The organism is Blautia sp. TM10-2, assembly GCF_003480845.1.
GTDB lineage: Bacteria > Bacillota > Clostridia > Lachnospirales > Lachnospiraceae > Fusicatenibacter > Fusicatenibacter saccharivorans.
This window is the reverse complement of the sequence record NZ_QUJZ01000005.1, coordinates 24,506-51,453: the sequence shown is the minus strand read 5'-3', so window position 1 is coordinate 51,453 and position 26,948 is coordinate 24,506. Positions and strand designations below refer to the sequence as shown.

23 protein-coding genes and 1 other annotated feature are annotated in these 26,948 nt (G+C 50.5%); of the genes, 11 read left to right on the top strand and 12 right to left on the bottom strand.

Annotation, left to right across the window (positions count from 1 at the left end):
- Positions 1-3 precede the first annotated feature (3 nt).
- Together DXD92_RS06085 and DXD92_RS06080 are read left to right on the top strand one after the other, a co-directional pair.
- Complete coding sequence (locus DXD92_RS06085) at positions 4-510, top strand: DUF5721 family protein (RefSeq protein ID WP_055221274.1); 507 nt, start codon at positions 4-6, stop codon at positions 508-510.
- Between the two features lie 34 nt (positions 511-544).
- Positions 545-1,612, top strand: coding sequence for an ethanolamine utilization protein EutH (locus DXD92_RS06080; protein ID WP_118640278.1), 1,068 nt, complete (start codon positions 545-547; stop codon positions 1,610-1,612).
- Positions 1,613-1,700: 88 nt separating this feature from the next.
- Here DXD92_RS06080 and DXD92_RS06075 read toward each other — a convergent pair whose 3' ends face one another.
- The gene (locus DXD92_RS06075) at positions 1,701-3,680 is read right to left on the bottom strand and encodes an oleate hydratase (protein WP_022461990.1); all 1,980 of its coding nucleotides are present in this window, start codon (positions 3,678-3,680) and stop codon (positions 1,701-1,703) included.
- A 219-nt stretch (positions 3,681-3,899) separates the two neighbouring features.
- Positions 3,900-4,466: a TetR-like C-terminal domain-containing protein gene (locus DXD92_RS06070; RefSeq protein WP_022461989.1), complete on the bottom strand. Its 567-nt coding sequence runs from the start codon at positions 4,464-4,466 to the stop codon at positions 3,900-3,902.
- A 343-nt stretch (positions 4,467-4,809) separates the two neighbouring features.
- Between DXD92_RS06070 and htpG the strand changes: the two genes are divergently transcribed.
- The 4 genes from htpG to DXD92_RS06050 all read left to right on the top strand — a co-directional run bounded on the left by htpG (position 4,810) and on the right by DXD92_RS06050 (position 9,679).
- Complete coding sequence (htpG, locus tag DXD92_RS06065; protein WP_118640277.1) at positions 4,810-6,885, top strand: molecular chaperone HtpG; 2,076 nt, start codon at positions 4,810-4,812, stop codon at positions 6,883-6,885.
- A 31-nt stretch (positions 6,886-6,916) separates the two neighbouring features.
- A complete protein-coding gene (locus DXD92_RS06060) occupies positions 6,917-8,395 on the top strand; it encodes a Na+/H+ antiporter NhaC family protein (protein ID WP_330427576.1) in 1,479 nt (492 codons plus the stop codon).
- A gap of 223 nt (positions 8,396-8,618) precedes the next feature.
- Positions 8,619-8,990, top strand: a complete 372-nt coding sequence (locus DXD92_RS06055) for a CidA/LrgA family protein (RefSeq protein WP_117509759.1) — start codon at positions 8,619-8,621, stop codon at positions 8,988-8,990.
- The gene (locus tag DXD92_RS06050) at positions 8,987-9,679 is read left to right on the top strand and encodes an LrgB family protein (protein WP_055267500.1); all 693 of its coding nucleotides are present in this window, start codon (positions 8,987-8,989) and stop codon (positions 9,677-9,679) included. Before DXD92_RS06055 ends, DXD92_RS06050 begins: the two co-directional genes overlap by 4 nt.
- A 125-nt stretch (positions 9,680-9,804) precedes the next feature.
- Here the strand turns inward: DXD92_RS06050 and DXD92_RS18695 are convergent, their stop codons facing one another.
- From DXD92_RS18695 to ilvB, 3 genes are read right to left on the bottom strand one after another with little or no spacing between them, the layout of a single operon-like run.
- The gene (locus tag DXD92_RS18695) at positions 9,805-10,008 is read right to left on the bottom strand and encodes a hypothetical protein (RefSeq protein WP_055227113.1); all 204 of its coding nucleotides are present in this window, start codon (positions 10,006-10,008) and stop codon (positions 9,805-9,807) included.
- A gap of 18 nt (positions 10,009-10,026) precedes the next feature.
- Complete coding sequence (gene ilvN / locus DXD92_RS06040; protein ID WP_022463092.1) at positions 10,027-10,536, bottom strand: acetolactate synthase small subunit; 510 nt, start codon at positions 10,534-10,536, stop codon at positions 10,027-10,029.
- Between the two features lie 12 nt (positions 10,537-10,548).
- On the bottom strand, positions 10,549-12,267 hold the full coding sequence (gene ilvB / locus DXD92_RS06035; RefSeq protein WP_117509739.1) for a biosynthetic-type acetolactate synthase large subunit: 1,719 nt from the start codon (positions 12,265-12,267) through the stop codon (positions 10,549-10,551).
- 71 nt (positions 12,268-12,338) lie between these two features.
- Positions 12,339-12,614 (bottom strand) — a binding site (T-box leader).
- A 144-nt stretch (positions 12,615-12,758) separates the two neighbouring features.
- Between ilvB and DXD92_RS06030 the strand changes: the two genes are divergently transcribed.
- Positions 12,759-13,880 carry a phosphotransferase enzyme family protein gene (locus tag DXD92_RS06030; protein WP_118640276.1) on the top strand — a complete coding sequence of 374 codons (1,122 nt, stop codon included), beginning with the start codon at positions 12,759-12,761 and terminating at the stop codon, positions 13,878-13,880.
- A 104-nt stretch (positions 13,881-13,984) separates the two neighbouring features.
- On the opposite strand, the gene DXD92_RS06025 is transcribed toward DXD92_RS06030, so the two are convergent.
- Positions 13,985-16,000 carry a beta-galactosidase gene (locus DXD92_RS06025; protein ID WP_118640275.1) on the bottom strand — a complete coding sequence of 672 codons (2,016 nt, stop codon included), beginning with the start codon at positions 15,998-16,000 and terminating at the stop codon, positions 13,985-13,987.
- A gap of 161 nt (positions 16,001-16,161) precedes the next feature.
- On the opposite strand from DXD92_RS06025, the gene DXD92_RS06020 reads away from it, so the two are divergent.
- Complete coding sequence (locus DXD92_RS06020) at positions 16,162-16,983, top strand: helix-turn-helix transcriptional regulator (RefSeq protein WP_118640274.1); 822 nt, start codon at positions 16,162-16,164, stop codon at positions 16,981-16,983.
- Between the two features lie 79 nt (positions 16,984-17,062).
- On the opposite strand, the gene DXD92_RS06015 is transcribed toward DXD92_RS06020, so the two are convergent.
- From DXD92_RS06015 to DXD92_RS06005, 3 genes are read right to left on the bottom strand one after another with little or no spacing between them, the layout of a single operon-like run.
- A complete protein-coding gene (locus DXD92_RS06015) occupies positions 17,063-18,457 on the bottom strand; it encodes an NAD(P)/FAD-dependent oxidoreductase (protein ID WP_118640273.1) in 1,395 nt (464 codons plus the stop codon).
- 24 nt (positions 18,458-18,481) lie between these two features.
- Positions 18,482-18,745 (bottom strand): hypothetical protein, encoded by a 264-nt coding sequence (locus tag DXD92_RS06010; protein ID WP_055221292.1) that lies wholly within the window; start codon positions 18,743-18,745, stop codon positions 18,482-18,484.
- A gap of 23 nt (positions 18,746-18,768) precedes the next feature.
- Positions 18,769-19,437 (bottom strand): HAD family hydrolase, encoded by a 669-nt coding sequence (locus tag DXD92_RS06005; protein ID WP_055221324.1) that lies wholly within the window; start codon positions 19,435-19,437, stop codon positions 18,769-18,771.
- Positions 19,438-19,611: 174 nt separating this feature from the next.
- On the opposite strand from DXD92_RS06005, the gene DXD92_RS06000 reads away from it, so the two are divergent.
- The 3 genes from DXD92_RS06000 (at position 19,612) to pepF (ending at position 22,833) form a co-directional block, all read left to right on the top strand.
- Positions 19,612-20,433, top strand: a complete 822-nt coding sequence (locus DXD92_RS06000; protein ID WP_118640272.1) for a Cof-type HAD-IIB family hydrolase — start codon at positions 19,612-19,614, stop codon at positions 20,431-20,433.
- A 143-nt stretch (positions 20,434-20,576) separates the two neighbouring features.
- Positions 20,577-20,948, top strand: a complete 372-nt coding sequence (locus DXD92_RS05995) for a hypothetical protein (protein ID WP_117509744.1) — start codon at positions 20,577-20,579, stop codon at positions 20,946-20,948.
- Between the two features lie 82 nt (positions 20,949-21,030).
- Positions 21,031-22,833 carry an oligoendopeptidase F gene (gene pepF / locus DXD92_RS05990; RefSeq protein ID WP_199696570.1) on the top strand — a complete coding sequence of 601 codons (1,803 nt, stop codon included), beginning with the start codon at positions 21,031-21,033 and terminating at the stop codon, positions 22,831-22,833.
- A gap of 97 nt (positions 22,834-22,930) precedes the next feature.
- Here the strand turns inward: pepF and pdxR are convergent, their stop codons facing one another.
- The 3 genes from pdxR to DXD92_RS05975 form a co-directional block, all read right to left on the bottom strand.
- Positions 22,931-24,337, bottom strand: coding sequence for a MocR-like pyridoxine biosynthesis transcription factor PdxR (gene pdxR / locus DXD92_RS05985; protein ID WP_118640270.1), 1,407 nt, complete (start codon positions 24,335-24,337; stop codon positions 22,931-22,933).
- 87 nt (positions 24,338-24,424) lie between these two features.
- Entirely contained in the window at positions 24,425-26,098 is a 1,674-nt protein-coding gene (locus tag DXD92_RS05980; protein ID WP_022463080.1) for a glutamine--tRNA ligase/YqeY domain fusion protein, read from the bottom strand.
- Between the two features lie 151 nt (positions 26,099-26,249).
- Positions 26,250-26,738: an Lrp/AsnC family transcriptional regulator gene (locus DXD92_RS05975; RefSeq protein WP_022463079.1), complete on the bottom strand. Its 489-nt coding sequence runs from the start codon at positions 26,736-26,738 to the stop codon at positions 26,250-26,252.
- Positions 26,739-26,948 lie beyond the last annotated feature (210 nt).

Sequence of the window (26,948 nt, the reverse complement as noted above, 5' to 3'; positions counted from 1 at the left end):
CGGATGATTATCCTGCAGATTACACAGTTAAAGAATTTTATGAACACTCTGCTCCGTCTCGAGACATTTGACCGCTTTCCCGTCTCCGAGGCGTCGATCACAACGTTTACGACGTTCTCCATCGACGGCAGTCTTCACACGGACTTTTTCGATCCCGATGACGCGCAGCTCTTAAAAGAAAAAGGGCGGACGCGGCTTCTCTGGAAAGATGTGAAATCGTTCTGCTATTCCGTCATCAAAGGAAAACGGACACCCCTGCAGTTCAAATTTGTGTTTCAGCTTCCGCAGGCGGCGTGCGAAAAAATGATCGCGGACCATGCGCTGCCGCTGGAAATAGAGAACGTGTTTGGATGCTTTCTGAATTTTCAGTATAAGGACGGAAAACTCTTACTTACCACCGGAACTTCCCTCAAAATCTTTACGATGGACAAGTCGCTCGACCGCGTCTTCGATGAGGAAGTCCGCCAGTTTCTGCTGAAAAATGAAATTGCATTTGAAGAACAGATATAAAGACAAAATACTTATTTAGAAAGGTTCTCTTTTTATGAATCAGATTATTATGTGGATCATGGCAGTCGGCGCGGTACTCGGCGGTGTCGACCGGATCGCTGGCAATCGCTTCGGACTTGGAAAACGGTTTGAGGAGGGCTTTACGCTGCTTGGACCGACGGCACTTTCCATGTCGGGCATCATCTGCCTCACCCCGCTGCTCTCCCGCTTTCTCCGTTTCGCCCTCGTTCCCATCTGGAACTTTTTGGGGCTGGATGCGGGACTTCTCGCCGGCATTCTCGCCATTGACATGGGCGGCTACCAGCTCGCCGGAGAGCTTTCGGCATCGCAGGAGATGGTGCGCTACGCAGGACTTGTGATTGCGGCGACGCTTGGCTGTACCATCACCTTTACGATTCCGGTCGGCATGGGAATGCTGAAAAGCGGCGACCGCCTCTTTTTCTCCCGCGGCATGCTGATCGGCACGGGCACGCTTCCCGTCACGATGATCGTCGGCGGACTGCTCTCAGAACTCTCTTTTCTGCAGATCGTACTTCAGTCGCTCCCGGTGCTCCTCTTCTGCTTTCTGCTGATGTTCGGCATCTGGCGTTTTCCGGAGCAGACCGTGCGCGCGTTCACGGTATTTGCAGATGTGATCCGGCTTCTGACGACGATCGGCCTCATCGCGGGCGCGTTCTGCTATATGACCGGCTTTTCGCTGCTCCCGGACCTTGCGCCGCTGGAGGACGCGATGGCGGTCGTCTCGTCCATCGGCATTGTACTGCTCGGCAGCCTTCCGACGGCGGAGCTTTTACAGCGGGTGCTCAAAAAGCCGCTCTCTTTTATTGGAAGAAAAACCGGCATGAACGACAGCAGTGCCGCCGGCCTTCTGATGGGCATTGTCAGCCCTGTTCCGGCGATCACAATGATGGAAAAAATGGACGAGCGCGGAAAGATTGTAAACGCAGCTTTCCTCGTCTCCGCCGCATCGACCATCGCCGCACATATGGGATTTACGTTCGGCACCGATCCTGATTTTGTCGTGCCGCTTCTCGTTGCAAAGCTCGCTGGAGGCATCGCCGCCGTCTGTGCCGCGCTGTTTTTCACGAAGAAATCTGCTTAATTGTTTGAGAGCATACATAGCAACGCAATAAGACCTGCGCCGTTTGAAAGCGCAGGTCTTATTGCATTTCTTACTTATTTTCTATTTCTTATTTCACCATATCCTCTTTGATAATTCCATGCTCTTTTAAGAGATCTCCAACTACATTTCCATCTACCAGTTTCAGCAGAGGTTTTTTCAGCAGGTTGAGCGGTCCAGGAAGCTCGATTTCCAGCGGAGATTTTCCATCCATCAGTTTCACGGAGCTGTCCAGCAGATCGCGGATATCGTAAACGCTGCCCCATACTTCCGGCACGCCGCGGTCTACGCCGAGGAGTCCGTAAACAGCTTCCATTGCGGTACGAACGGAATACTCTGTCGTGAAGATGGTATCTCTTGGTGTCTCAGCGAACTGTCCGAGGAATGCGAAGTTGACGCAGCCATCCGGGATGACATCCGGGCGGTCGCCCTTTCTTCGTGGCATAAAGAATGCGGTGATATACGGCATCATGGTCGGTACGCAGACAGCGCTGTTCTCTGCCAGCTCCGGAATCTGGTCAACCGGCACGCCGAGGTGGTACAGCCACTCTTCGGTGATCTCTTTACCAGTGCACTCTTTCATCGGTTTCTTCACATAGTCGCCAGGTACGTCGGTGAACAGGCTGTAAACCCATACGCATACCTTATCTTTATCCTGCTCTTTGAACTGTCCCTGACGGTTGATGGTCCAGCTTAAAAGCCACTTGGAATCCTGGCAGCTTACGATACCGCCGGTAACAACCTTTCCGGTTCTCGGATCACGTTTGCAGATATTGGTGATATACGGAATGATCTTATTGTCGAGAGTGGTAATTGTTGCGGATTCCCAGTTTGTCTTTGCAATATCGGAGCAGAATTTCTCCGGATGTCCAAAGGACGGATCCTGTTTTGCAATGTTTTTCCACAGGCTCCAGCAGCCGCTCGTGCGGACCTCTGCATCACCGTTCGGTGCATGGTTCTGATCGCCGTAGATCGTGCCTTCGGTGCAGCTTCCGTTGGTAACGAAGACGAGGTCATTCTCGGTGAGAACGATGCCTTTCTCGACGCCGTTTACCTTGCACTCAATGGCTTTTGCTACTTTCTTTCCATCGTTGATTTCAAAGATAACGTTGGTTACTTCGGTATTGAACTGGAAGTCTACGCCGGCATCCTCGAGGTATTTCTTCATCGGAAGAATCAGGGATTCATACTGGTTGTACTTCGTGAATTTCAGTGCGGAGAAGTCCGGCAGTCCGCCGATGTGGTGAATGAACCGCTGGAAGTACAGCTTCATCTCCAGTGCACTATGCCAGTTTTCAAATGCGAACATCGTTCTCCAGTACAGCCAGAAGGTGGAATTGAAGACTTCATCATCGAAAACATCCTCGATCGTCTTGTCGTACAGATCCTCGTCTCTTGTCATGAAGAGTTTCATGATCTCCATGCAGCCTTTCTGGCTCAGGTTGAACTTTCCGTCGGTATGGGCATCCTCGCCGCGGTTTTTCGTTGCACGGCACAGGGAGTAGTTCGGGTCTTTTTTGTTCAGCCAGTAATACTCATCAAGAACGGATACACCAGGTGTCTCAATTGACGGGATGCTGTGGAACAGATCCCACAGGCACTCGAAGTGGTTTTCCATCTCACGGCCGCCTCTCATGATGTAGCCGCGGGTCGGATCGTAGATACCGTCGCAGGCACCGCCGGCGATGTCCATGGCTTCCAGAATGTGGATGTGATCGCCTTTCATCTGGCCGTCTCTTACAAGGAAGCACGCTGCTGCGAGGGCCGCGAGGCCGCTTCCTACGAGGTATGCGCTCTTCTCATCGACGCCTTCCGGTTTTTCCGGTCTTGCGAAGGCTTCGTAGTTTCCGTTGGTGTAATAAATGCCTTTGCTGTTTTTCTTATCTTTTCCGCGCTCGGTGTTGCGGTAATCATTCTTTGGTTCTGATGTTACAGTGGTTGTCTCCGCTGCTTTTTTTGCTTCACTCTTGTTTTTTGCCCGCAGCACTGCTGCTCCAGCTCCGATGACTGCTGCTGATGCGATTCCGAATTTTAATCCTTTTTTTGACATAGACGTTCATCCTTTCTTTTCTAAATACGACTGCCGGAATGTTTTTTCGAATTTCCGGTTCGTATAGGTTATGCTGCTTTCTTTGTTTTACAAGTTTCTATTTGTGTTGCCATTGTCTGTTGACAATTTGAATCTTACTTCATTTTTCCCCGCTTTTCCATTTACAAAACAGGGCGGATGATTAAATTTTTATCATCCGCCCTGTTTTGTAAAGTGTAACTATATTTTATTTCTTTTTTCAAAATTTCGGATGGAATTGACGACATTTCCTTCCATCGTGCGGTGCATTTTTTCCGCAATCATATGGTAATCCACTTTCATTCCGTCTTTGATCCAGTCGAGCATGACACCGGTAAAGCTATACTTATAGAAATCTGCGATAAAACTCTGATCCGCCTCGGAGATGCCGGTTCCCTTTGCTTTTTCCTGCACGACACCGTACAGCAGATCGTGCGTCAGATGAAAGAGATATGTTTCGATCTGCTCCCGGCTTACAGAGTGATAGACATTCATAATAAATGGTTTATTCTCGAGCACTGCCTCAAAAATCTGCTGCAGGCCTTCCTGCCATGTCTCATACGTTTTCTTCCCCTGCAGCGCCTGCGTCGCATCCTCCAGGCACGACCATTCGACAAGATCGTAGATATCCTTAAAATGATAATAAAACGCCATCCGGCTGATGCCGCAGTCTGTCGTCAGATCGTTGATCGTAATTTTGTCCAGCGGCTTTTTCAAAAGCAGCTTTTTTAATGACGCTTCCAGCGCCGCCTTTGTCGCATTTGTCATGTATTTCCTCCATTTTTCTTTTATGTACCCTCGGAATCTTTCTGTTCGAAACGCTTCTATGCTTTTTCATTGTAGCATATCCATTCTCCAGAAACAACTGCGCAGCCCTTTTGATCAGACTTTACAAAAAGTTTAGAAAGTACCGTAATACCAGTAAATTCAATACTTTCCGTCGTTCTGTTAGCACTCTTTTTTCTCGAGTGCTAATTTCCCCTTGACTTTTCCCTGTGCCAGTATTACTATAACTATCAGAGCAGTAAAAAAGCTGCAGACATCTAAAAAAGCATGATATTCCCGCTTTGCTGGATCAAAATATTTTTATAAGAAAAGGAGTGTGTTTCTCATGAGTGCGAAACATGGAAATCTTTCAATCAACAGCGACAATATTTTCCCGATTATCAAAAAATGGATGTATTCCGACCACGATATCTTCGTCCGCGAGCTCGTTTCCAACGGCTGCGATGCCATCACCAAACTGAAAAAACTCGACGGCATGGGCGAATATACTCTGCCGGATGACTACAAAGCAGCCATTCAGGTGATTGTAAACCCGGATGAGAAAACCTTAAAATTCATCGATAACGGTATCGGTATGACCGCAGACGAAGTCGAAGAATATATTACCCAGATCGCCTTCTCCGGCGCTACCGAATTTCTGGAGAAATACAAAGACAAAACGAATTCAGATCAGATGATCGGCCACTTCGGTCTTGGTTTCTACTCTGCTTTCATGGTAGCAGATGAAGTTCACATCGATTCTCTTTCCTATAAAGAAGGATCCACCCCGGTACACTGGACCTGTGACGGAAGCACCGAGTACGATATGTCCGAGGGCAGCAAGACAACTGTTGGTACCGAAATCACTCTGTTCCTGAACGAGGACTGCCTGGAATTCGCAAACGAATACCGTGTCCGCGAAGTTCTGGAAAAATACTGCTCCTTCATGCCGGTTGAAATTTTCCTGTCCAAAGCAAATGCGCCGCAGGAATACGAGACCATCGATGAAAGCGAATTAAAAGATGACGACGTTGTCGTAGAGCACATCCACGAGGACGCAAAATACGAAGAGAAAGAAAAAGAAGACGGAACGAAAGAGCAGGTTGAAGTTTCCCCGGCCAAAGAGAAAGTAAAAATCAACAAACGCCCGGTTTCCATCAGTGATATCCACCCGCTGTGGACCAAACATCCAAACGAGTGCAGCGATGAGGATTATAAAGAATTCTACCGCAAAGTCTTCAACGACTACCGCGAGCCGCTGTTCTGGATCCACCTGAACATGGACTATCCGTTCAACCTCAAAGGTATCCTCTACTTCCCGCGTATCAACACCGAGTACGATTCCATCGAGGGAACCATCAAGCTGTACAACAACCAGGTATTTATTGCCGACAACATCAAAGAAGTCATTCCGGAATACCTGATGCTCTTAAAAGGCGTCATCGACTGCCCGGATCTGCCGCTGAACGTATCCCGAAGCGCACTGCAGAACGACGGATTTGTCAAGAAGATCTCCGAGTACATCTCCAAGAAATTCGCTGACAAGCTCTCCGGCATGTGCAAAACCGACCGTGAGAATTACGAGAAATACTGGGATGATATCAACCCATTCATCAAATACGGATGCATCAAGGACGAGAAATTCTCCAAGAAGATGATGGACTATATTCTGTTCAAGAACATCGACGGAAAATATCTGACTCTTGAGGACTGCATCAACGAGAATAAGAAAGAAGAAGCTCCTGCAGAGAACATCGAAGAGAAGGCTGAAACTACGGAGAATACCGAAAATACGGAAAACGCTGACGAGAAGAAAGAGCCGGAAAAAACGACTGTTTACTACGTCACCGACGAAGTTCAGCAGAGCCAGTACATCAACATGTTCCGCAGTCAGGGCATGGATGCTGTCATCCTGAAACACAACATCGACTCCGCTTTCATCACCCATGCAGAGCGTTACAACGAGCATGTAACTTTCCAGCGCATCGATGCAGATCTGACCAACGATATGAAAGACGAGTCCGGTGAGGATCTGACCGACGCTACAAATACTCTGACCGATCTCTTCCGCAAAGTCCTCGACAAGAAAGATCTGACCGTCAAAGTTGAGAACCTGAAAGACGAAAATGTATCCTCCATGGTAACGCTTTCCGAGGAGAGCCGCCGGATGCAGGATATGATGAAGATGTACGGCATGACCGGCATGGATCCGTCCATGTTCGGCGGACAGGAAACCCTGATCCTGAATGCAAAACATCCGCTCGTTCAGTACATTCTGAAGAATGGCGAGAACGGCAACACATCCCTGTTCTGCGAGCAGCTGTATGATCTGGCAATGATCAGCCACAAACCGCTCTCTCCGGACGAGATGACAAAATTCGTAAGCAGAAGTAATCAGATTATGATGCTCCTCGCAAAATAATAAAGCACAGGCACAGCAAAACGCACCTCTTATAAAACACGCCGGATTTCTGGAATTTACCAGATGTCCGGCGTGTTTTTTCCTGCTTTTTTACTTTACGATTTCTGATCCAGATGATAGAATAATTCTATTCGCCCTATTAAAAAATAAGGAAAATCACACGAAAGGTCTGGTATTTATTTCTATGAAAAAAGGAAAGCCATCCGCCCTGCTCCCGATCGCCGTTTTTCTGGTGTTTTATCTGGGGTTCGGCATTTATTCCGAGTATATTTTAAAAATTCCGATGGGCTTCTACAACATCCCCATCGTCGTCTCGTTTCTGACAGCGATCCTCGTCGCCTGTCTGCAGAACCGCAGTGTCCCGTTTGAAGAAAAGCTCGCCCTCATGGGACAGGGCATCGGGGACAAAAACATCATCACAATGCTGCTGATCTTCCTCGCCGCAGGCACGTTTGTCGGCGTTGTCGGAAGGAGCAGTGCAGAGAGCGTTGCCTATTTCATGCTCTCCTGGATTCCGGCAAAGTATGCCGTCGCTGTGCTCTTTGTCGTTGCCTGCTTCGTCTCCACGGCCATGGGAACCTCCGTCGGAACGATCACGCTTCTCGTGCCGATCGCCGCTGCTGTTGCCGAGACCTCCGGCTTTTCGCTGGCGCTCTGCGTCGCCTCCGTCATGGGCGGATCCATGTTCGGCGACAACCTCTCCTTCATCTCCGACACGACAATCGCCGCCTGCAACGGACAGGGCTGCGAGATGAAAGACAAGTTCCGCGAAAACTTCTGGATCGCTCTCCCGGCTGCTCTTGCCGCGCTGGCGCTGATCCTTGTAATCTCCTTCCGACAGGCGCCGGGCACACCGATCGTCCACGAATACCATCTGCTGCAGATGGTTCCGTACCTGCTCGTGCTGATCGGCGGCATCGCGGGCATTCAGGTGTTTGTCGTACTCCTTATCGGTATTGCTTCCGGTGCCGTTATCATGCTCGGTACGGGACAGACGACGCTCTTGGATATGCTCTCCAGCATGGGAAGCGGCACTTCGGGTATGTTTGAGACATGTATGGTTGCGATTCTCGTCGCTGCGATGTGCGCGCTGATCCGGGAAAACGGCGGCTTTACTGTCCTGCTTCGTGCCATTCACAAAATCTTCCGCGGAAAAAAGGGCGGCCAGCTCGGTGTCGGCATTCTCGTCGCGCTGCTCGACATTGCGACCGCAAACAACACCGTCGCGATCGTCATGGCAAACCCGATCGCAAAGCAGATGTCCGAGGACTACGGCATCACCCCACGGAAAACGGCATCGCTCCTCGATACCTTCTCCTGCATCTCACAGGGCATCCTGCCGTACGGCGCGCAGATGCTCGTGGCGATTTCCGCGGTGCATGAACTGGGATATGAGCTCTCCGCCTTTGAAATCATGGCAAACCTCTTCTATCCGGGCATGCTGCTTGTCAGTTCGCTGATCTTTATCTTCGTTCTGCCGGATCGGAAAAATGCCGAAAGCAATGCTTAAAAAGTTCCGTATCGGATCAACTCAAAAAATTATGTTAAAATGCCCACCGATTTCACTTTTTCGTTTGATTGGCGGGCATTTTTTTGCTTTTTTTGGCAAAAATAGCCAAAATTGCAGTAACATTTACGGTTGAAATTCTTTTACGCGGGTAGTATAATCGGGGTCGTGACATTGAGAAGGAGTGATGTTATGTGGGTTATGGGGAGAAAGGACAACAGAAAAAGTGAAATTATTAAGACAGTTCCTTGTAATTATGGCGGTTTCGTTCGTCGGAGAAATCCTGCACGCCGTGCTGCCGCTTCCGATTCCGGCAAGTATCTACGGCCTTGTGCTGATGCTGGCGCTTCTGATGACGGGGGCATTAAAACTTGATACCGTCGAGGACGCAGGCAAGTTTATGATTGAGATCATGCCGGTCATGTTCATTCCGGCGGGCGTCGGCCTGATGGAATCCTGGGGTGAATTAAAAGCCGTTCTCGTTCCGGTTCTCGTGATTACGCTCGTCAGCACCATCGTCGTTATGATTGTGTCCGGACGCGTGACACAGGCGGTCATCCGGCTGGAAAAGAAACACAAAGGAGGGGACGCAAAATGACAAATATGCTCTGTGAATCTGCATTTTTCGGCGTTGTCATCAGCCTTCTGGCGTATGAGCTCGGCATGCTGTTAAAGAAAAAATTTGGGCTTCCGATTTTCAATCCGCTGCTGATTTCCATTGCAGTCGTCATTGTATTCCTTGCTGTTTTCGATATCGATTATCAGAATTATAATGACGGTGCAAAATACTTGAGCTATCTGCTGACTCCTGCAACGGTCTGCCTTGCGATTCCGCTGTATGAGCAGATGGAGGCATTGAAAAAGAATATCAAAGCCATCCTCGCCGGTATTCTCTCCGGCGTGCTGACGAGCCTTACCGTGGTTCTCGCGCTGGCGCTGATCTTCAATCTGAATCATAAAATGTATGTAACACTGCTGCCGAAATCCATCACAACGGCCATCGGCATGGGTGTTTCGGAAGAGCTCGGCGGTGCGGTGACGATCACGGTTGCCGTTATCATCATCACGGGTGTGCTGGGAAATATGCTGGCGGAGACGCTCTGCAAGCTGTTTCACATTGAGGAGCCGATTGCAAAGGGCATCAGTATCGGATCGGCCTCCCATGCGATCGGTACGGCGAAGGCCATGGAGATGGGCGATGTCGAGGGCGCGATGAGCAGCCTTTCGATTGCAGTTGCAGGTATTCTGACTGTGGTCGGAGCGTCGATTTATGCGATGTTTATCTAAAAACGAACACTGATAAAAAGCAGAAAAAATCCGGGAATGGAAAGCAATGTAAAACTTTCCGTTCCCGGATTTTCTATCCCTGAAATTCTATAATTAAAAATTAAAATTCCGACTGCAGAAACTCTTCAATAAAAAGAAGCGCAGTAGCACTCCGGCCCTTCCGGGTCAATGCAGATATGCTCGAGCGTTCCGCTGTGCATCGAAAGCCCCATCGTCAGATCCTGCACAATCTGCTGCTTCGCCGTCTGGCGGTGCTCATAGATGTACTGATACACACTTTTCTTATTAATCTTTTTTAACGTAATTGTGGTAATACTCTTTTCGTTCACGCAAAAACGTCCTCTCTTTTACCGCTCCATCACATTGATCGACTCGATACCGACGCTTCCGCCGCGCACGACTTCGATCTTGCCGAATTCCTCTTTCATCAGCTTCACAACTGCATCGTTTTTCGTCGCTGTCTGGACAAACTCGAGCAGCAGGCTGTCTTTTCCGTAGTCGATGACCTTCGCCTTGAACGTCTCAGCGATCTGGAACAGCTCGACTTTGTCAGCTGCGCTGCAGTTGAATACCTTGATATACAGAATCTCTTTCATGCGCACAAACACGTCGGTGAAGTCGATGACTTTGATGACCTCGACCATGCGGTTCAGCTGTTTTTTGATCTGCTCAAACGTCTCATCGTCACTGACCGTGGCGATCGTCATACGCGATACGGTCGGGTCCTCGGTCGTTCCGACGGTCAGGCTGTCCAAGTTATAGCTTTTTGCGGAAAAAAGCCCGGAAATCTTGGAAAGGACACCAACCTGGTTTTCTACGTACAGTGAAATCCATCTTTTTTTCATTCCCTTATTCATCGCGCTCTCCTCCTAACAGTCCATAATCATATCTTCGAGCGTTCCGCCCGGCTTGATCATCGGGTAAACCATCTCCTCCGGATCGATGATAAATTCGATGATCGTCGGAGTCTTGGTGTTTTTCTTCGCCTCTTCAAACGCTGCGGCGATATCCTCTTTCTTCATGACGCGGATGCCTTTTGCGCCGTAACTCTCAGCCAATTTGATAAAATTCGGCGTGTATTCCGGGTACTCTTCTCCGTCTGTTCTGCGGGAAAGTGCACCGGCGCGCAGGTTTGTCATGCTGTACCGTTTGCCGTAAAACAGCTTCTGCCACTGGCGTACCATGCCGAGGTATTCATTATTGAAGATACACAGGATGACCGGCAGCTCCTCGAGAACGGCAGTTGCCAGCTCCTGAATATTCATCTGCATACCGCCGTCACCGGAAATCGCGATGACCGGTTTGTCCGGGTTGCCGATTTTTGCTCCGATCGCGCCCGGAAGGCCGTATCCCATCGTTCCAAGGCCGCCGGACATGATGATCTGGCGGTTTTCGGTAATGTCGACGTACTGACTTGTCAGCATCTGGTGCTGTCCGACGTCGGTGACGATAATCGCATCGTCAAACTGCTCGTTGATCGCGTTGAAAATATCGAGCGGTCCCATCACGCCGTTCGGGCGCATCGTCAACGGATGCTCGTTCTTCCAGGCATCGATCTGGGCAAGCCATTTCGATGTGGAGCATGGCTCTACGTACTCTGCTATCTTCGTGATCGCCTCTTTTGCATCGGCTACGATCGGAATATCGACGTGGATGTTTCGGGAGATCGAAGCTGTGTCGATGTCGATGTGGACAATCTGCGCGTGCGGGGCAAATTCATGCAGCTTTCCAGTGATACGGTCATTGAAACGTGTTCCGATCGAGAACAGCAGATCGCACTCGCTGACTGCCATATTCGCCGCATACGCGCCGTGCATGCCAAGGTTTCCGATGAACAGCGGGTGTTTCGTGGAGATCGCGCCGCGTCCCATAACGGTTGTGACAACCGGCACCTGTGTTTTCTCGACCACTTCGCGGAACACTTCCTGCGCATGTGCGATGTTGACGCCGCCTCCGGCAAGAAACAGCGGGCGTTTTGCTTTTGCGAGCATTTTCAGCGCACGTTTTAACTGGCCGATGTGTACGCTGGTGTTCGGTTTGTAGCCGCGGATGTTGACGTTCTTCGGATACTCTGCGCTGCCGAGCTCTGCCATGACATCTTTTGGAAGATCAATGAGCACCGGGCCCGGTTTTCCGGTGCGGGCGATGTAAAAGGCTTCTTTGATGATGCGTCCGAGATCTTCACGGTTTCTTACCGTCACGCCGTATTTCGTGATGCTGCGGGTGATGCCGACAATATCAACCTCCTGGAATGCATCGTTTCCGATGAGGTGGCGGGCTACCTGTCCGGTGAAGCAGACAAGCGGAACGCTGTCGTAGTTTGCCGTTGCAAGACCGGTGACCAGGTTGGTTGCACCAGGGCCGCTGGTAACGAGGCATACGCCGACTTTTCCTGTCGTTCTCGCATAGGCATCCGCCTCATGCACCAGCGCCTGCTCGTGGCGCGGCAGAACGATTTTGATTTCATCCTGTTTGTAAAGCTCATCGCTGATATCAATGGTGCAGGCTCCCGGATAACCGAAGAGATACTCGACACCCTCCTCCTTCAGAGCCTTTACCAGAAGTTTGTTTCCTGTAATCTGTTTCATATGAAAACCTCCTGTTCTAAATTTGCTGCATAAAAAATCCCCGAACATAAAACACCTTTTCTGTGCCTTACGTTCAGGGAGAATGTTTCCATCCACGGTACCACCTGAATTCCAGAAGAATACGCTTCTGCTCATTCCGTACAGGATTTAACTTTTTTCATCCGATACGGCATCCCGGTAACGTGGGAACTACGTTGGAGCCTACTTGGAAAACATTGCTGTCCGCTTTTTCTGTTCAGTCCACTGCTCGAGGGCTACTTCCGCAGGCACGCTCACGGAGATTCTCACCAGCCATCTCCTCTCTTTGCTTTGCGCCGCCAGGTACTCCTCCCTGTCACTGCATTTTAGGTTTTGTTTTTTCTTAAATTACTGTCTATTATAGTCGGAAATGCCGCTCGTTGTCAATCGTTTCGCGCCCTTTTCTTGACTTTTCGCCCTGCGTGTGCTTTACTTAATCAGGTTTTTCTAATTAAAATAAGGAGTTTATACCCATGATGATTACATACACACAGGAAGAACTCTCTTCCATTGTCCACGCATTTGCTTTCCCGGGAACGATTACAGACTGGACGCCGCACGGGAACGGCCATATCAACGATACGTTTCTGGTGCGCTCTACCGAAAACGGCGTCCTCCGCAAATCGATTCTGCAGCGCATGAACCGCACCGTTTTCCACAATCCAACGGAGCTGATGCAGAATATTGCACAGGTAACATCATTTCTGCGGAAAAAAATCACAGCCGCAGGAGGAGATCCATTCCGCGAGACGCTGAACCTGATTCCGACGACAGACGATGCCTGGTTTTTCGTCGATGAGCGCGGAGAATTCTGGCGCGCATTTCTCTTTATTTCCAATGCGTCCTGCTATGATGCCGTGACAGATCCAAAGCTGTTTTACGAGACCGGTAATGCTTTCGGCCGCTTCCAGCAGATGCTCTCCGATTTTCCGTCCGCCTCTCTTTTCGAGACGATCCCGGATTTCCACAACACACCGCTCCGCTACCAGGCGCTTTTACAGGCGGCACAGGCGGATCCGAAAGGACGGCTAAAAAACGTTTCGGATGAGATGGCGTTTTTCCTCGACCACGCAGACGATTACGGCGTAGCCGAGCGCATGAAGGCCTCGGGCGAGCTGCCGCTCCGCGTAACGCACAACGATACGAAGCTGAACAACATTATGATTGATGACAAAACCGGCGAGGGCATCTGCGTCATCGACCTAGACACCATTATGCCGGGACTGTCGATCTTTGACTTCGGCGATTCCATCCGCTTCGGCGCGAATACGGCCGCTGAGGACGAACAGGATGTCTCTAAGGTGTCTCTTTCCCTTCCTCTCTTTGAGAGCTATACAAAAGGCTTTCTCGCAGGCTGCGCAGGCTCTTTGACCCGCGCGGAAGTCGAAATGCTGCCGATGGGTGCAAAATTAATGACCCTCGAATGCGGCATCCGTTTTCTCGCCGATTACCTGATGGGCGATACCTACTTCAAAACCGCTTACCCGGAGCACAACCTCGTACGTGCGCGGACACAGATTGCGCTTGTAGCGGATATGGAGGAGAAATGGGGCGAGATGGAGAACATCGTCGCACGGGCTTCGTTTTCCCACTAAGCACCCGCATAAATTCACAGCATCAAAAAGACACAGCTGGAAGTATCTTTCTGCCTCCTGCTGTGTCTTTTTTGTTATCTTTCTACTATACAATATGTTTTATATTATGCTCTCGGAACGCTGACAATCCGCAGATCGTATTTCTTCAGCATCTCACCGCCCTGTACTTTCTCGCCGGTCAGGATATCTTCTTTTCCGTCGAAGACTGCCGGAAGCGGAATCTCCTCATCTTTGAAGTTGATGATAAAGTACAGATCCTCGCCGTCTGCCTGGCGTTTTGTGATCTCGAGTGCTGTTGCTTCTCCAATCACCGGCTGGATGGCTGCGCTGTCTGCTGCCATAGCAAGAACTTTTGCAAGGCCGCTCTCAGAAAGGTCGGTTCCGACATAATATACGGTTCCTTTTCCGAACTGATTTTTTGCAACAGCAGTCATGCCTGCATAGAAATCGCTCTCATACTGTGCGATTTCTTCAGCTCCTTCGAGGTGCATCAGGTCACATACGAGACGGCACTCTTCCTCGGTTCCGTCTGCGAAACGGATCTTGTTTCTCTGCTCCGGTGCAAGAGCGTCGATCTCTTCTACCCATACGCCTGCCATTTTTCTGAGCGGTCCCGGGTATCCGCCGAGATGAACGTTGTCCGACTGTCCGACAATACCGCTCATGTAGGTGGTGATGAGGGTTCCGCCTGCCTGTACATAAGCCTCCAGGCTCTCTGCCACACCGTCTTTTACCATGTAGAGAACCGGTGCTGCAACGAGGTCATATTTGGAGAAGTCCGCGTCGATCGGGATCATATCGACAGCGATGTTCTTGTTATAGAAGTAATTGTACATCTGCTCGATCTGGTCTACGTAACGTAAATCGCGGTTCGGTCCGCTGGTGTACTCCAGTGCCCAGTAGTTTTCCCAGTCGAAGATGATGCCGACTTTTGCGTGGTTCTCGGAGCCCATCACACGGCTTCCGATTTTCTCCAGTTCTTTTCCGAGCTGGGTTACCTCACAAAAGACACGGGTATCTGCGGTTCCTGCGTGTGCGATAACAGCACCATGGAATTTCTCGCATCCGCCGACGCTTCTTCTCAGCTGGAAGAACTGAATCGTGTCTGCGCCGTGTGCAACGGTCTGATAGCTCTGTGCGCGCATCTGGCCCGGTTTCTTTAAGGAGTTGTACGGCTGCCAGTTCTGCTGGCTCGGAGTCTGCTCCATCAGCATGAACGGTGCGTCTTTGAGGCCGCGCATCAGGTCGTGGGTCATAGCTACGTGGCTCCATGGTGTATTGTAGCTCGGGTAGTTGTCCCAGGATACGATATCCATTTCTTTTGCCCACTTGAAGTAGTCGAGACCTTTGTACGTTCCCATCAGGTTTGTGGTGATCGGTGTTTCTTTGTCGTATTTGCGGATCGCGTCACGCTCCATTTTGTAGTTGTTCAGCATGCCGTCGGAGTTGAAACGCATGTAGTCGAGGGACATTCCTGCAAATGCAGTGCCGCTTCCCCATGGCATTCCGTCTCCCAGATCGTTCGGCGGTACAATCTCGTCCCAGTCGTAGATGGTGTGGCCCCAGAACTCCATGTTCCATGCCTTGTTGACTTCATCGAGTGTTTTGTATTTGTCTTTCAGCCATACACGGAACGCTTTTGCACAGTTCTCGCAGTAGCACTCGCCGCCGTACTCATTGCTGATGTGCCAGCAGACGATGTTTTTGTTGTCGCCGTAACGCTCTGCCAGTTTTTCTGCCAGGCGCTTTGCATATTTCTGGAAAACCGGGCTGTTCGGGCAGGCATTGTGGCGATGACCGAATTTGTGATGGCGTCCTTCGAAATCGGTTCTTGCCACTTCCGAATAACGGTGTACCATCCATGCCGGGAGTGCGCCGGTGGATGTTGCCATGACGATCTGGACGTCCTCTTTTGTCAGGGTGTCTACGATCTCATCGAGCTCTGTAAAGTCGTACTCATTCTCGGACGGCTGGATTTTTGCCCAGGAAAATACGTTGATCGTGGTGCTGTTGATGCCGGCCTGATGGAAAAGTTTCATATCCTCATCCCAGATCTCTTTTGGCCACTGGTTTGGGTTGTAGTCTCCTCCGTATAACATTTTTTTGAATTTTGGCTGCATTTTTTTGATTCCTCCTGTGTTTGGATATCTCGTTTTGATGGCTCTATTATATACTGGTCTTTGTGAGAAAAGTATGATATGCTTGTCTAAAAAGTATGAATTTTCGAAACTCATTCCGGAATCTTATTTTAGACTTTTCTTTCAGAAAGGAACTGACTGTTATGCCTATTTTTTTTAAACCATCCGCCTCTGATTTTTCCCTCTCCGCTGACAGCATCGGCAACCGCTGGCTGCAGGAGCCCGTTGTGCGCCCGAACGGATTCCCCTTATATCACTGGATTCAGACGGAACGCGGCGAAGGGCTGCTGACCCTCGAAGGTCAGGAACTTTTGCTGAAACCAGGTGATGGTGTTCTGATTGCTCCGCATGTGCCGCATGAATACCGCGAAAACGACGGCAGCGGGATGTGGTTTACATCCTTTCTGACCTTTGACGGAAAGCTCTCCGATGATCTCTATAAAATCTGTGCCGTCTCGCCGTATCTTTTCGTTCCGGCCTCAGAGGGCGCGTGGTTTCAGGAATGGATTGACCGCATAATCGACTCACATTTTCTGAAAAATGACATCGACGATGCTGCGCTCTCCGTCGGATGCTTTGAGTTCCTGACACGCCTTTCCCAGCTCCGCACCGGCCTTTCCCGGACGGAGCATCCGCTGTATCTCCAGTATGTCCGCCCGGCAATGCAGGAAATCGAAAGTCATCTTTCCGACCCGCTCAATGTGGATGATCTCGCGGAACAGCTCCATATCACGCCGCAGTATCTGACACGCCTGTTCCAGCGTTTTGTCGGCAGCTCTGTCCGCTCGTACATCAGCGTTCTGCGCATCAGCCGCGCCAAGGAGCTTCTCATCAGCCGTCCCTACACTACGCTCGACGGCATCGCCGCCCTCTGCGGCTACCGCGATGTCAGCTACTTTATCTCGGTTTTCCGCCAGCAGACCGGGACAACGCCGAAGCAGTTCCGGAATCTATACGGTATATAATCTGAAACACCCCTCTTTCCGGCACCAAAAAAGATCCTCCGTCTCATTTCACAGACGAAGGATCTTTTTTCGTTCTCTCTTATTTCATGCTTTTCAGAATGCTTCTCGCAACCGACAGTCCGTTTGCGCTTGCCTGCTGGAGGCCGCGGGTTACGGATGCGCCGTCGCCGATGGCGCGGAGGCCTTTGACACTGGTGCAGAAGTCTTTGTCTACGACAACTTTGTTGGAATAGAATTTGACTTCTACGCCGTACAGCAGTGTCTCATCGCTGGCGATACCCGGTGTTACTTTGTCGAGGGCTTCGATCATCTCGGCAATGTCGACCATGATACGGTGCGGGAATACCAGGGAAAGGTCGCCCGGAACAGCATCTTTTAAGGTCGGGATCAGGTTATTGCGGCAGAGACGCTCTTCTGTCGTTCTTCTTCCGCGTTTGAAATCGCCGTACGTCTGAACGAGGATCTTGCCGTCGCAGAGCATGTTGGAAAGCTGTGCGATCTGTTTGCCGTACTCGATCGGGGTTTTAAATGGTTTCGTAAAGTTCTTGGATACCAGGAGGGCAAAGTTCGTGTTGTTTGTCTTGAACTCCTGGGATTTGTAGGCGTGACCGTTTACAACTGCCAGACCGTTTTCATAATACTCAGTTGCCACCTCACCGGACGGGTTCGTACAGAAGGTACGCACTTTGTCGTCAAAAGTCGGGGTATAGTAAACGAGTTTTGCCTCGTACAGGTTCTTGTTCAGGAACTCCATGACCTCGTCGCGGACTTCCACGCGGACACCGATATCGACGGTTCCGACCTCGGTCTCGATGCCGTGGACGTTGCAGATATGTGAGAACCAGTCGGCTCCCTCGCGGCCTACTGCGGAGACAATCTCATCTGCCTCGTAAACCGTTCCGTCCTCAAGTGTTACAGCTGTCGCACGGCCGTCCTCGATCGTAATATCATTGACCATCGTGTTGAATTTCATTTCCACGCCGATCTCTTTTAAGTGATCCTCGAGGCGGCTGTAAATCTTGTAGCCCTCCTCAGTTCCGAGATGGCGGATTGGACATTCGATCAGCTTCAGGTTGGCGTTGATCGCTCTGCGGCGAATCTCACGGATCTCTTTTTCTTTATCGACACCGTAAACATTCTTGTCTGCGCCGAAATCCAGATAGATCTGGTCGGACTCATGGATCAGCTCAACCGTCTTTTCATATCCTAAAATCTCCGGCAGATTTCCACCGACATCCGGGGAAAGAGAAAGCTTTCCGTCGGAAAATGCGCCTGCTCCGGCAAATCCCGTTGTGATCGAGCACGGTTTGCAGTTCACGCATTTTTTCGTTTTTCTCTTTGGACACTGACGGCTCTCGATCGAACGTCCTTTTTCGATCATCAGCACCTTCAGATCCGGTTTTTCTTTCAGCAGTTCATAGGCACAGAAAATACCTGACGGGCCTGCGCCGATAATAATGACATCATATTTCATTCTTTTTTAATTTCCTCTTGTTTTTTATCCCATCACGATCAGATACTGACCGTCCGGCAGGGCAAAGACTTCGCTCTGCTCTTCTAATTCTGCATCCGACATTTCTTCCACGTCCATGCCCTCTTCTTCCATGTAGGCGCGCACGTCGTCCAGATTGTCGGCAACGACTGCAAGGCAGTCCTCCAGAAAGGCCTCTGCCTCATCGTAATTTTCAGCCACCGGCTCGTCGAATAACTGGCCCTGATTCATTAAAAATGTGTTGATGCATTCTTCAGTATATTCTCCCATTCTGGTTTTCTCCTCTGTTCGTTTTATTTTTCCTGATTCTTTCTGTGAAAAAGCGTTAAGATTTCCTCCGGCCGGTCGAGCAGCTCCATCGCATGGTTGTCGATCAGCTCCTGGCGCGGGCGGAATCCCCACGTCACACCAACGGTAAACATGCCTGCGGCGTTTCCGGTCTGCATATCCGTATTGGTATCGCCAAAGTACAGGCACTCTTCCGGTCTGGCGCCGAGTGCGTCTGCAATCGCGAGCGCACCGATCGGAGACGGCTTTCTCGGGATTTCTGCGGTCTGCCCCTGAATCCGGTTGAAAAAGCCCGGTCCGTACACGCTCTCCACGACGTGGATGGCCGCCTCGTGCGGCTTGTTGGAACATACGGCAATCGGAACTTCTTCCCGCAGCGCGGTCAGGGTTTCCCGCATATTAGGATACGGTTTTACGTGATACAGCGGGTCCTCGTTGAACCACGCGCGGCCAAGGCGGATGCCCTCCTGCAGATAGTTGAGCTCTGCATCTCCGGCGTCTTTTAAAGCGCGCTCCACTGCCAGATCGAAACCGTCTCCGGCGTAAAAGTTGAAGGCTTCTACCGGGCGCGGCACAAGTCCAAAATGTTCCAGAACGCGGTTTACTGCGTGCGCAATCGACTCTACAGTGTCTGCGATGGTGCCGTCCAGGTCAAAGATACAAGCTTTTATCATATTCTGACTTCCCTTCTTTGTCTCTTTTGTTCTTCGATTTTCTTTCTTCTCTCTCTTCTTGTCCGCAATCATTATATCCTGTATTTTTTCCCTGCGCAACCATATTTTCTTTTCCGGCACTTTATGCTAAAATGAAACTGTTTTTCAGATTCTTGGAAAGGAAAAAAAGAGAATATGAATCAGACTGTGAAAATATTTTTTACCGATATGGATGATACCCTGCTGAATTCCGAAAAGCAGGTGACAAAAGAAAACATGGATGCCATTTCAGAGGCACTTGCTGCCGGCCACAAAATTGTGTTCAACACCGGCCGCCCGCTCTCCGGCTTTCTGCCGATCTTAAAAGAGCTCGGACTAGACCGCGAAGGCTGCTATGCCATCGCATTCAACGGCGGACTGATTTACGACTGCGCGGCAAAGAAAACGCTGTACCGCCGCACGATTCCGCTCGAATATGCACGCGTGATCTTTGAAAAAACGCAGGAGGCAGGCCTCTACTGCCACACCTACTCCGACACCTCCCTTCTCTGCCGCCATGCAGGCGAGGAAACGCGCGTTTACACACAGGCAATCCACATTCCCGTCGTGGAAGATCCGCTTCTGCCGGAGCACCTCGCCGAGGAACCATGCAAGATGATCGTGATTGATCTCCACGACCGTGCAAAAATGGACGCTTACCGCGCTGCCATGGAGCCGTGGGCAAAAGGAAAAATTTCGATGTTCTACTCCAGCCCGCATTACCTCGAGCATGTCCCGGAACACGTTTCCAAGGGCCATGCCGTGAAAAAACTCTGCGAGCTTCTTCAGATTCCGCTTGCCAACACCGTGGCTGCCGGAGATCAGGAAAATGATATTTCGATGATCGAGGCCGCTGCCGTCGGTGCCGCCATGAAAAATGCGACCAATGCCGTAAAGGCGAGTGCCGATTATATCACGGAAAACGACTGCAATCACAGCGGCGTGGCGGAGATTCTTCGTAAGTTTATCCTTGCCTGATTCTGTTTCTGTGTCAGGAAACCTTCTTTTTCTTGTTTTCTTTGGCACTTTTTCCGAATTCTGTAAGATTTTACTTTCTTTTTTGTTGAAACTGTATTACAATAGTTTCAAAGGACGGCATTTGAAAGGAGACTTGAATCGAGATGTCACGAAAATCAAAACGTATTCTGCTTACTCTGGCTTCTGCCGCTGTCGGCGCAGCCTGCGGTGCGGCAGTCTATTTTATCCGGAAAGGAAAAGCAGATCTTGAAACAGATTTTGACGATTTTAAAGACGAATTTGAAGAGGAAGAGCCTGCTCCTGCTGAACGTACTTATACGACCCTTCCGAAAACGAAAGGTGCGGAGGATGCTGCACCGGATCCGGAATCTGCAGCTTGCAATAAAGGTTCCGAAACAGCTGATACAGAAGCTGAAAGCGAAACCGCAGAGTCCGAAGAAGAAGACGCTGAAAAAGAAAGCTGTGCGGATCGTGAAGTTTCTCCACAGGAAGAAAGCGAAGTAACCGCAGAATAAAACCCAAAAACAGAATATAGAAACATAAGGAAGTAATTCCTGGGGAGGGAAACCTCCCCTTTTTTATGGAAAGGAGATTGTTATGGAACTTGCAAAACGCGATGACGTTCCTGTAGAACTTACCTGGGACCTGTCTTTAATTTATCCAACCGAGGAGGCCATGCTGGCTGATGCGCAGAAAATGAAAGAATTAAGTCTTTCTATGGAAGCATCCTACAAAGGAAACCTCACCGATGCAGCCACGATCAACCACTGCCTCGACGATTACCAGGAGGTCTACCGTCTGATCACACTGACCGCCAACTACTGCGATCTCGCCGTCTCTGTCGACTATTACAACAGTGCAAACCAGACGCGCAACGACCGCATCAACAGCCTGATCTCTGAGATTTTCAGCCGTCTCACCTTTATCGAGAGCGAGCTTTCCGAACAGTCCGAGGATGTTTTGAACGAGGCCATGCAGCAGTCAGATACGAACCGCTGCTATCTCGCCGAGATTCTCCGCAACAAGGCACACCGCCTGAGCCCGGAAACCGAGCGTGCCATTTCCGCTCTGTCCCAGACCTTCTCGGCTCCGTACCAGATCTACAACATGGCAAAGCTTGCCGATATGAAATTTGATTCTTTCACCGTAAACGGAAAAGAATATCCGCTCGGCTACTCCCTGTTTGAAGATAATTACGAATACGAAAAAGACACCGATATCCGCCGCAGTGCATTCTCCGCCTTTTCTGCAAAAATCAGACAGTACGAAAATGTAACGGCAGCTGCTTACAATGCCCAGCTGCAGACAGAAAAGACCATGGCCACGCTGCGCGGCTTCAATTCCGTCATCGATTCTCTGCTGTTCCCGCAGCAGGTCAGCCGTGAGCTGTACAACCGCCAGATCGATCTCATCACCACCCGCCTGGCTCCGCATATGCGCAAATATGCCCGCCTGCTGAAAAAGGTTCACAACCTTGACCGCATGACCTTCGCCGATCTGAAAATCGCCGTCGACCCGGAGTACGATCCGTCTGTCACGATCGAGGAATCAAAACAGTACATCGAAAAAGGCCTTGCCATTCTCGGTGATGATTACGTTTCCATGATTCAGGAGGCCTACAAAAAACGCTGGGTTGACTTTGCACAGAACCAGGGAAAATCCACCGGCGGCTTCTGTGCCAGCCCGTACGGAAAAGGTTCCTTTATTCTCTTAAGCTGGAATAACCGCATGGCAGATGTTTTCACGCTGGCGCATGAACTCGGCCACGCCGGCCATTTCCGTCTCTGCAACGGCGCACAGGCGATTCTCGATACCGAGGTTTCCTCTTATTTTGTCGAGGCGCCGTCTACCATGAACGAGCTTCTTATGGCTCATTATCTGCTGAAAACGACCCCGGACAAACGGTTCCGCCGCTGGGTTTTAAGCTGTATGATCAGCAACACATATTATCATAACTTCGTCACCCATCTGATGGAGGCTGCTTACCAGCGCGAGGTTTACAAGCTCATCGATGCCGGCGACAGCGTACAGGCTGAGACGTTAAGCAGCATTATGAAAGAGACCCTGCAGAAGTTCTGGGGCGATGATGTGGAAATTTCCGATGACGCAGCGCTCACCTGGATGCGCCAGCCGCATTACTATATGGGACTTTACTCCTACACCTACAGCGCCGGACTGACCGTTGCCACACAGGTCTGCAGGCGCATCGAAACCGAAGGCCAGACCGCTGTCGATGACTGGAAAAAGGTACTGACCGCCGGAAGCACGAAGACACCGGAAGAGCTGGCAAAAATGGCCAGCGTTGATATCTCGACGGATGCACCGCTTCTCGATACGATCGAGACGATTGGATCGATCATCGATGAGATCTGCGAGCTGACCGAAGAGCTGGGCTGCTGATCCTGTCCGCATTGTAACTCTCTATCAAACAGTAAAAACGGATTGTTCCGTCAGTTTTTGTTACTGGCGAAGCAATCCGTTTTTTTCATATCTTTTTTCACGCATTCCAGCACTTTTTCAGAATCGCAGCTGCCTCTGCAATCTCCTCCTCAGAAAGCCCGGCGTACCCAAGCAGCACTGTGCCGCCCTGTGCGGGATCTGCGGCAGCGCCGATGCAGTACCGTTCCAGCCCGTACACGCGCACGCCATCCTCTTTTGCCCGCTGCACCGCCTCCGCTTCGGAGAGTCCTCTCGGCAGGTGGACCAGCACATGGACGCCCGCATTCTCGCCGGACACCGTGTACTCCCGCCCAAACTCCTTCAGAAGCCGGATCAGCAGGTCGTGTTTCCCTTTATACTGTGCACGCATCCGGTTCAGATGGCGCTCGAACGCGCCGCTCCGCATAAACTCTTCCAGAATCTTCTGGTCCGTCTTCGAAACTGTCGCGGAAAAGCATCTTCCGTTCTCCTCGTAGGCAGGCAGCAGCGTCTCCGGCAGCACCATGTAGCTGATGCGGATGGACGGCGCAATCGCCCGCGAAAACGTTCCAAGATAGATCACTTTTCCCTCTGTGTCATTGCCCTGCAGTGCCGGGATCGGGCGGCCCTTGTAGCGGAATTCACTGTCGTAATCATCCTCAATCAGATACCGCCCATTTTCCCTCGATGCCCACGCAAGGAGCTGCATCCGCCGCTTCATCGGCATGACCATGCCCATCGGGAACTGGTGCGACGGCATGATGTACGCCAGATCCGCCCCGCTTTTTTCCAGCTCCGCCGGCCGCATGCCCGCTTCGTCCATCGAAATCGTACACATCGCATAGCCGAGCTTCGCAAAACAGCGGTAGGCACTGATGTAGGTCGGATTTTCCATCGCCACTTTATGGCCACGCCCTAAGATCACCGAAAGCAGCATCAGCAGATAATCATTTCCCGCTCCGACGATGATCTGCTCCGTGCGGCAGTTCACGCCGCGTGCGTGGTGCAGATAGTCGCGGATTGCCTCCCGAAGACCGTGCTCGCCCTTCGCATCCCCGAGCTGGAACAGGCTGTCATCTGCGTCCAGCAGGACTTCTTTCGAGATCTTCTTCCAGCTGTTCTGCGGAAATCCGCCCGGCACCGTGCCGGTCACGGCAAAATCGTAGTGGAACGGCGTCTGTTCCGCGGCATCATCCTCCTTTGTCTCCTCTTTCTTTTCATCGAGGCGGTACAGCCCCTCAATCTCACAGACAAAGTAGCCTTTGCACGGCACACTCTCCAGATACCCTTCGGATACCAGCTGCTCATACGCCAGATCCACGGTACTCCGGCTCACCGACAGATAGCCCGAAAGCGCCCGCGCCGACGGCAGCCGCTCCCCTGCACGGATCCGTCCGCCGCGGATTTCCTCGCGGATAAAACCGTAAATCTGCTCATAGAGCGGTGTCTTCCGATGCGGATCCAGCGAAATCGTCAATTCATTCATCTTCCCATCTCCCCTGACAAAAAGAACAGCCGCTTGGGATGTCGGTTTCATCCAGGCGGCTGCTCTGTTCCATTTCAAAATTCTTATTTATTTCGCTGCCGGCAGCTTGAAAGAGCTCTTCAGGGATACGATACGGTTGAACACCAGCGCATCCTCTTTGGAATCTTTTGCGTCTACACAGAAGAATCCGTTTCTGACAAACTGGAAGCTGTCATATGCTTTCGCATCTTTTAAAGACGGCTCCAGATAGCACTCTTTTAATACGGTCAGGGAATTCGGATTCAGGTTCATGGAACCATCCTCGTTGTAAACGCCCTTCTCCTCGTCGATCAGGTTTTCGTACAGACGGCACTCTGCTTTGACGGCGGTCTTTGCTGCTACCCAGTGGATTGTTCCTTTCACTTTTCTTCCGTCCGGGGAATTTCCTCCCTTGGACTCCGGATCGTACGTTCCATGGATTACGGTAATATTTCCGTTCTCGTCTTTCTCGCATCCGGTGCAGGTGACGAAGTATGCGTTCATCAGGCGGACTTCATTGCCCGGGAACATACGGAAGTATTTGCGGACCGGCTCCTCCATGAAGTCTTCGCGCTCGATGTACAGTTCTCTTCCGAACGGTACCTGACGGCTGCCAAGCTCCGGATTCTCGAGGTTATTCTGTACTTCCAGCATCTCAATCTGGTCTTCCGGATAGTTGTCGATGACAAGTTTCACCGGATTTAAGACTGCCATGGTACGGGCTTTTTTCAGCTTCAGATCCTCGCGGATGCAGTACTCCAGCATCGCATAGTCAACGGAGCTGTTTGCTTTTGATACACCGCACAGATCTACGAATTTCTTGATGGACTCCGGTGTAAAGCCTCTGCGGCGGAGTGCTGCGATGGATACGAGACGCGGGTCATCCCAGCCGTCTACCACGCCGTCCTCTACCAGCTTTTTGATGTAACGTTTTCCGGTAACCACGTTGGTCAGATACAGCTTTGCAAACTCAATCTGGCGCGGCGGCATCGGATATTCCAGCTCGCGTACAACCCAGTCGTACAGCGGACGGTGGTCCTCAAACTCCAGCGTACAGATAGAATGGGTAATGCCTTCGATGGCGTCCTCGATCGGATGCGCGAAGTCGTACATCGGGTAGATGCACCAGGTATCGCCGGTTCTGTGGTGATGCATATGGGCTACACGGTAGATAACCGGGTCTCTCATGTTGATGTTCGGTGATGCCATATCGATTTTCGCACGGAGTACTTTGCTTCCGTCCTCGAATTCGCCGTTTTTCATGCGCTCGAACAGGTCCAGGTTTTCCTCCACGGAACGATTGCGGTACGGGCTCTCTTTTCCAGGCTCGGTTAAGGTTCCGCGGTACTCACGGATCTCCTCTGCGGACAGATCGCAGACGAATGCTTTTCCTTTTTTGATCAGTTTTACGGCTGCCTCATACATCTGTGGGAAATAATCGGATGCGTAGTACAGATGATCTTTCCAGTCTGCACCAAGCCACTGGATATCGGCTTTGATGGAATCAACAAACTCGGTTTTCTCTTTCGTCGGGTTTGTATCATCGAAACGCATGTGGAACTCTCCGTTGTACTCCTGTGATAAACCGTAGTTTAACAGGATGGATTTTGCATGTCCGATATGAAGATAGCCGTTTGGCTCCGGCGGGAATCGTGTGCATACATGGTCGTAAACGCCCTCTGCCAGATCTTTGTCAATCGCAAGCTCGATAAAATTTTTGGAAACAACTTCTTTTTCTTCCATAATAAGGTCAGGCCTCCCTCGAATCTTTTCGTTTGGAGCACTGTCCCGAAAAGGGCGCAAAATGCTCTGTGTATTCTATCACTATAACACAAAAGCATTCTCCTGCAAAGCATTTTTTTCGGTACACAAAGCCGCCGGAGCGGACCGGTGCCTATTCTTCTGCCTCGTGTGCGGTCACCTGGCGGTGCTCCACGGAGGTCGAGAACACGATCTGCGTCCGCGTCCGTCCAAAATGCTGCAGCTCGCCGATAAACTGGTCGAGCTCAATGGTGCTAACAAAAAGGCCCTCAATGAGCATGGAGTAATCACCGGTAACGCAATTACATTCCACGACATTGTGGACCTTTTCAATATAGGGATAAAATTCTTTTTTCTGAACCGGCTCAACCTCGAGGTTGATGAACGCTTTGATCGGATATCCCAAAAGCGCCGGATTTAATTTGACCTGATATCCTGTAATGTAGCCTTCCTTCTCCAGCCGCTCAATTCTGGCGGAAACTGCCGGGGAGGATAAAAATACGTGTTCCGCGATTTCTTTCAGCGGCATCCTGGCATTTTCCCGAAGGAGATTCAAGATTTTTGCATCGATGTGATCGAGCTCATGGCGCATCGCATCGTTCTTGCTTTTTTCATGTTTCATACGCTGCTCTCCTGTTTTTTCACTTTTATACTGTTCAGCATATCACGTTCGCCGTTTTTTGTCTACGAAAACGTGTCCTCGCGGAAACTGCTTTCGAAAAATAAGTAAAAGTGCCTCTTTCCCTTGGTATTTAAAATCAAATACAAAAATAAATAAGATTCCACAGTTCTTCGGCGGCGGTATTTACAAATTTCTGCCCTGGTGTTATTC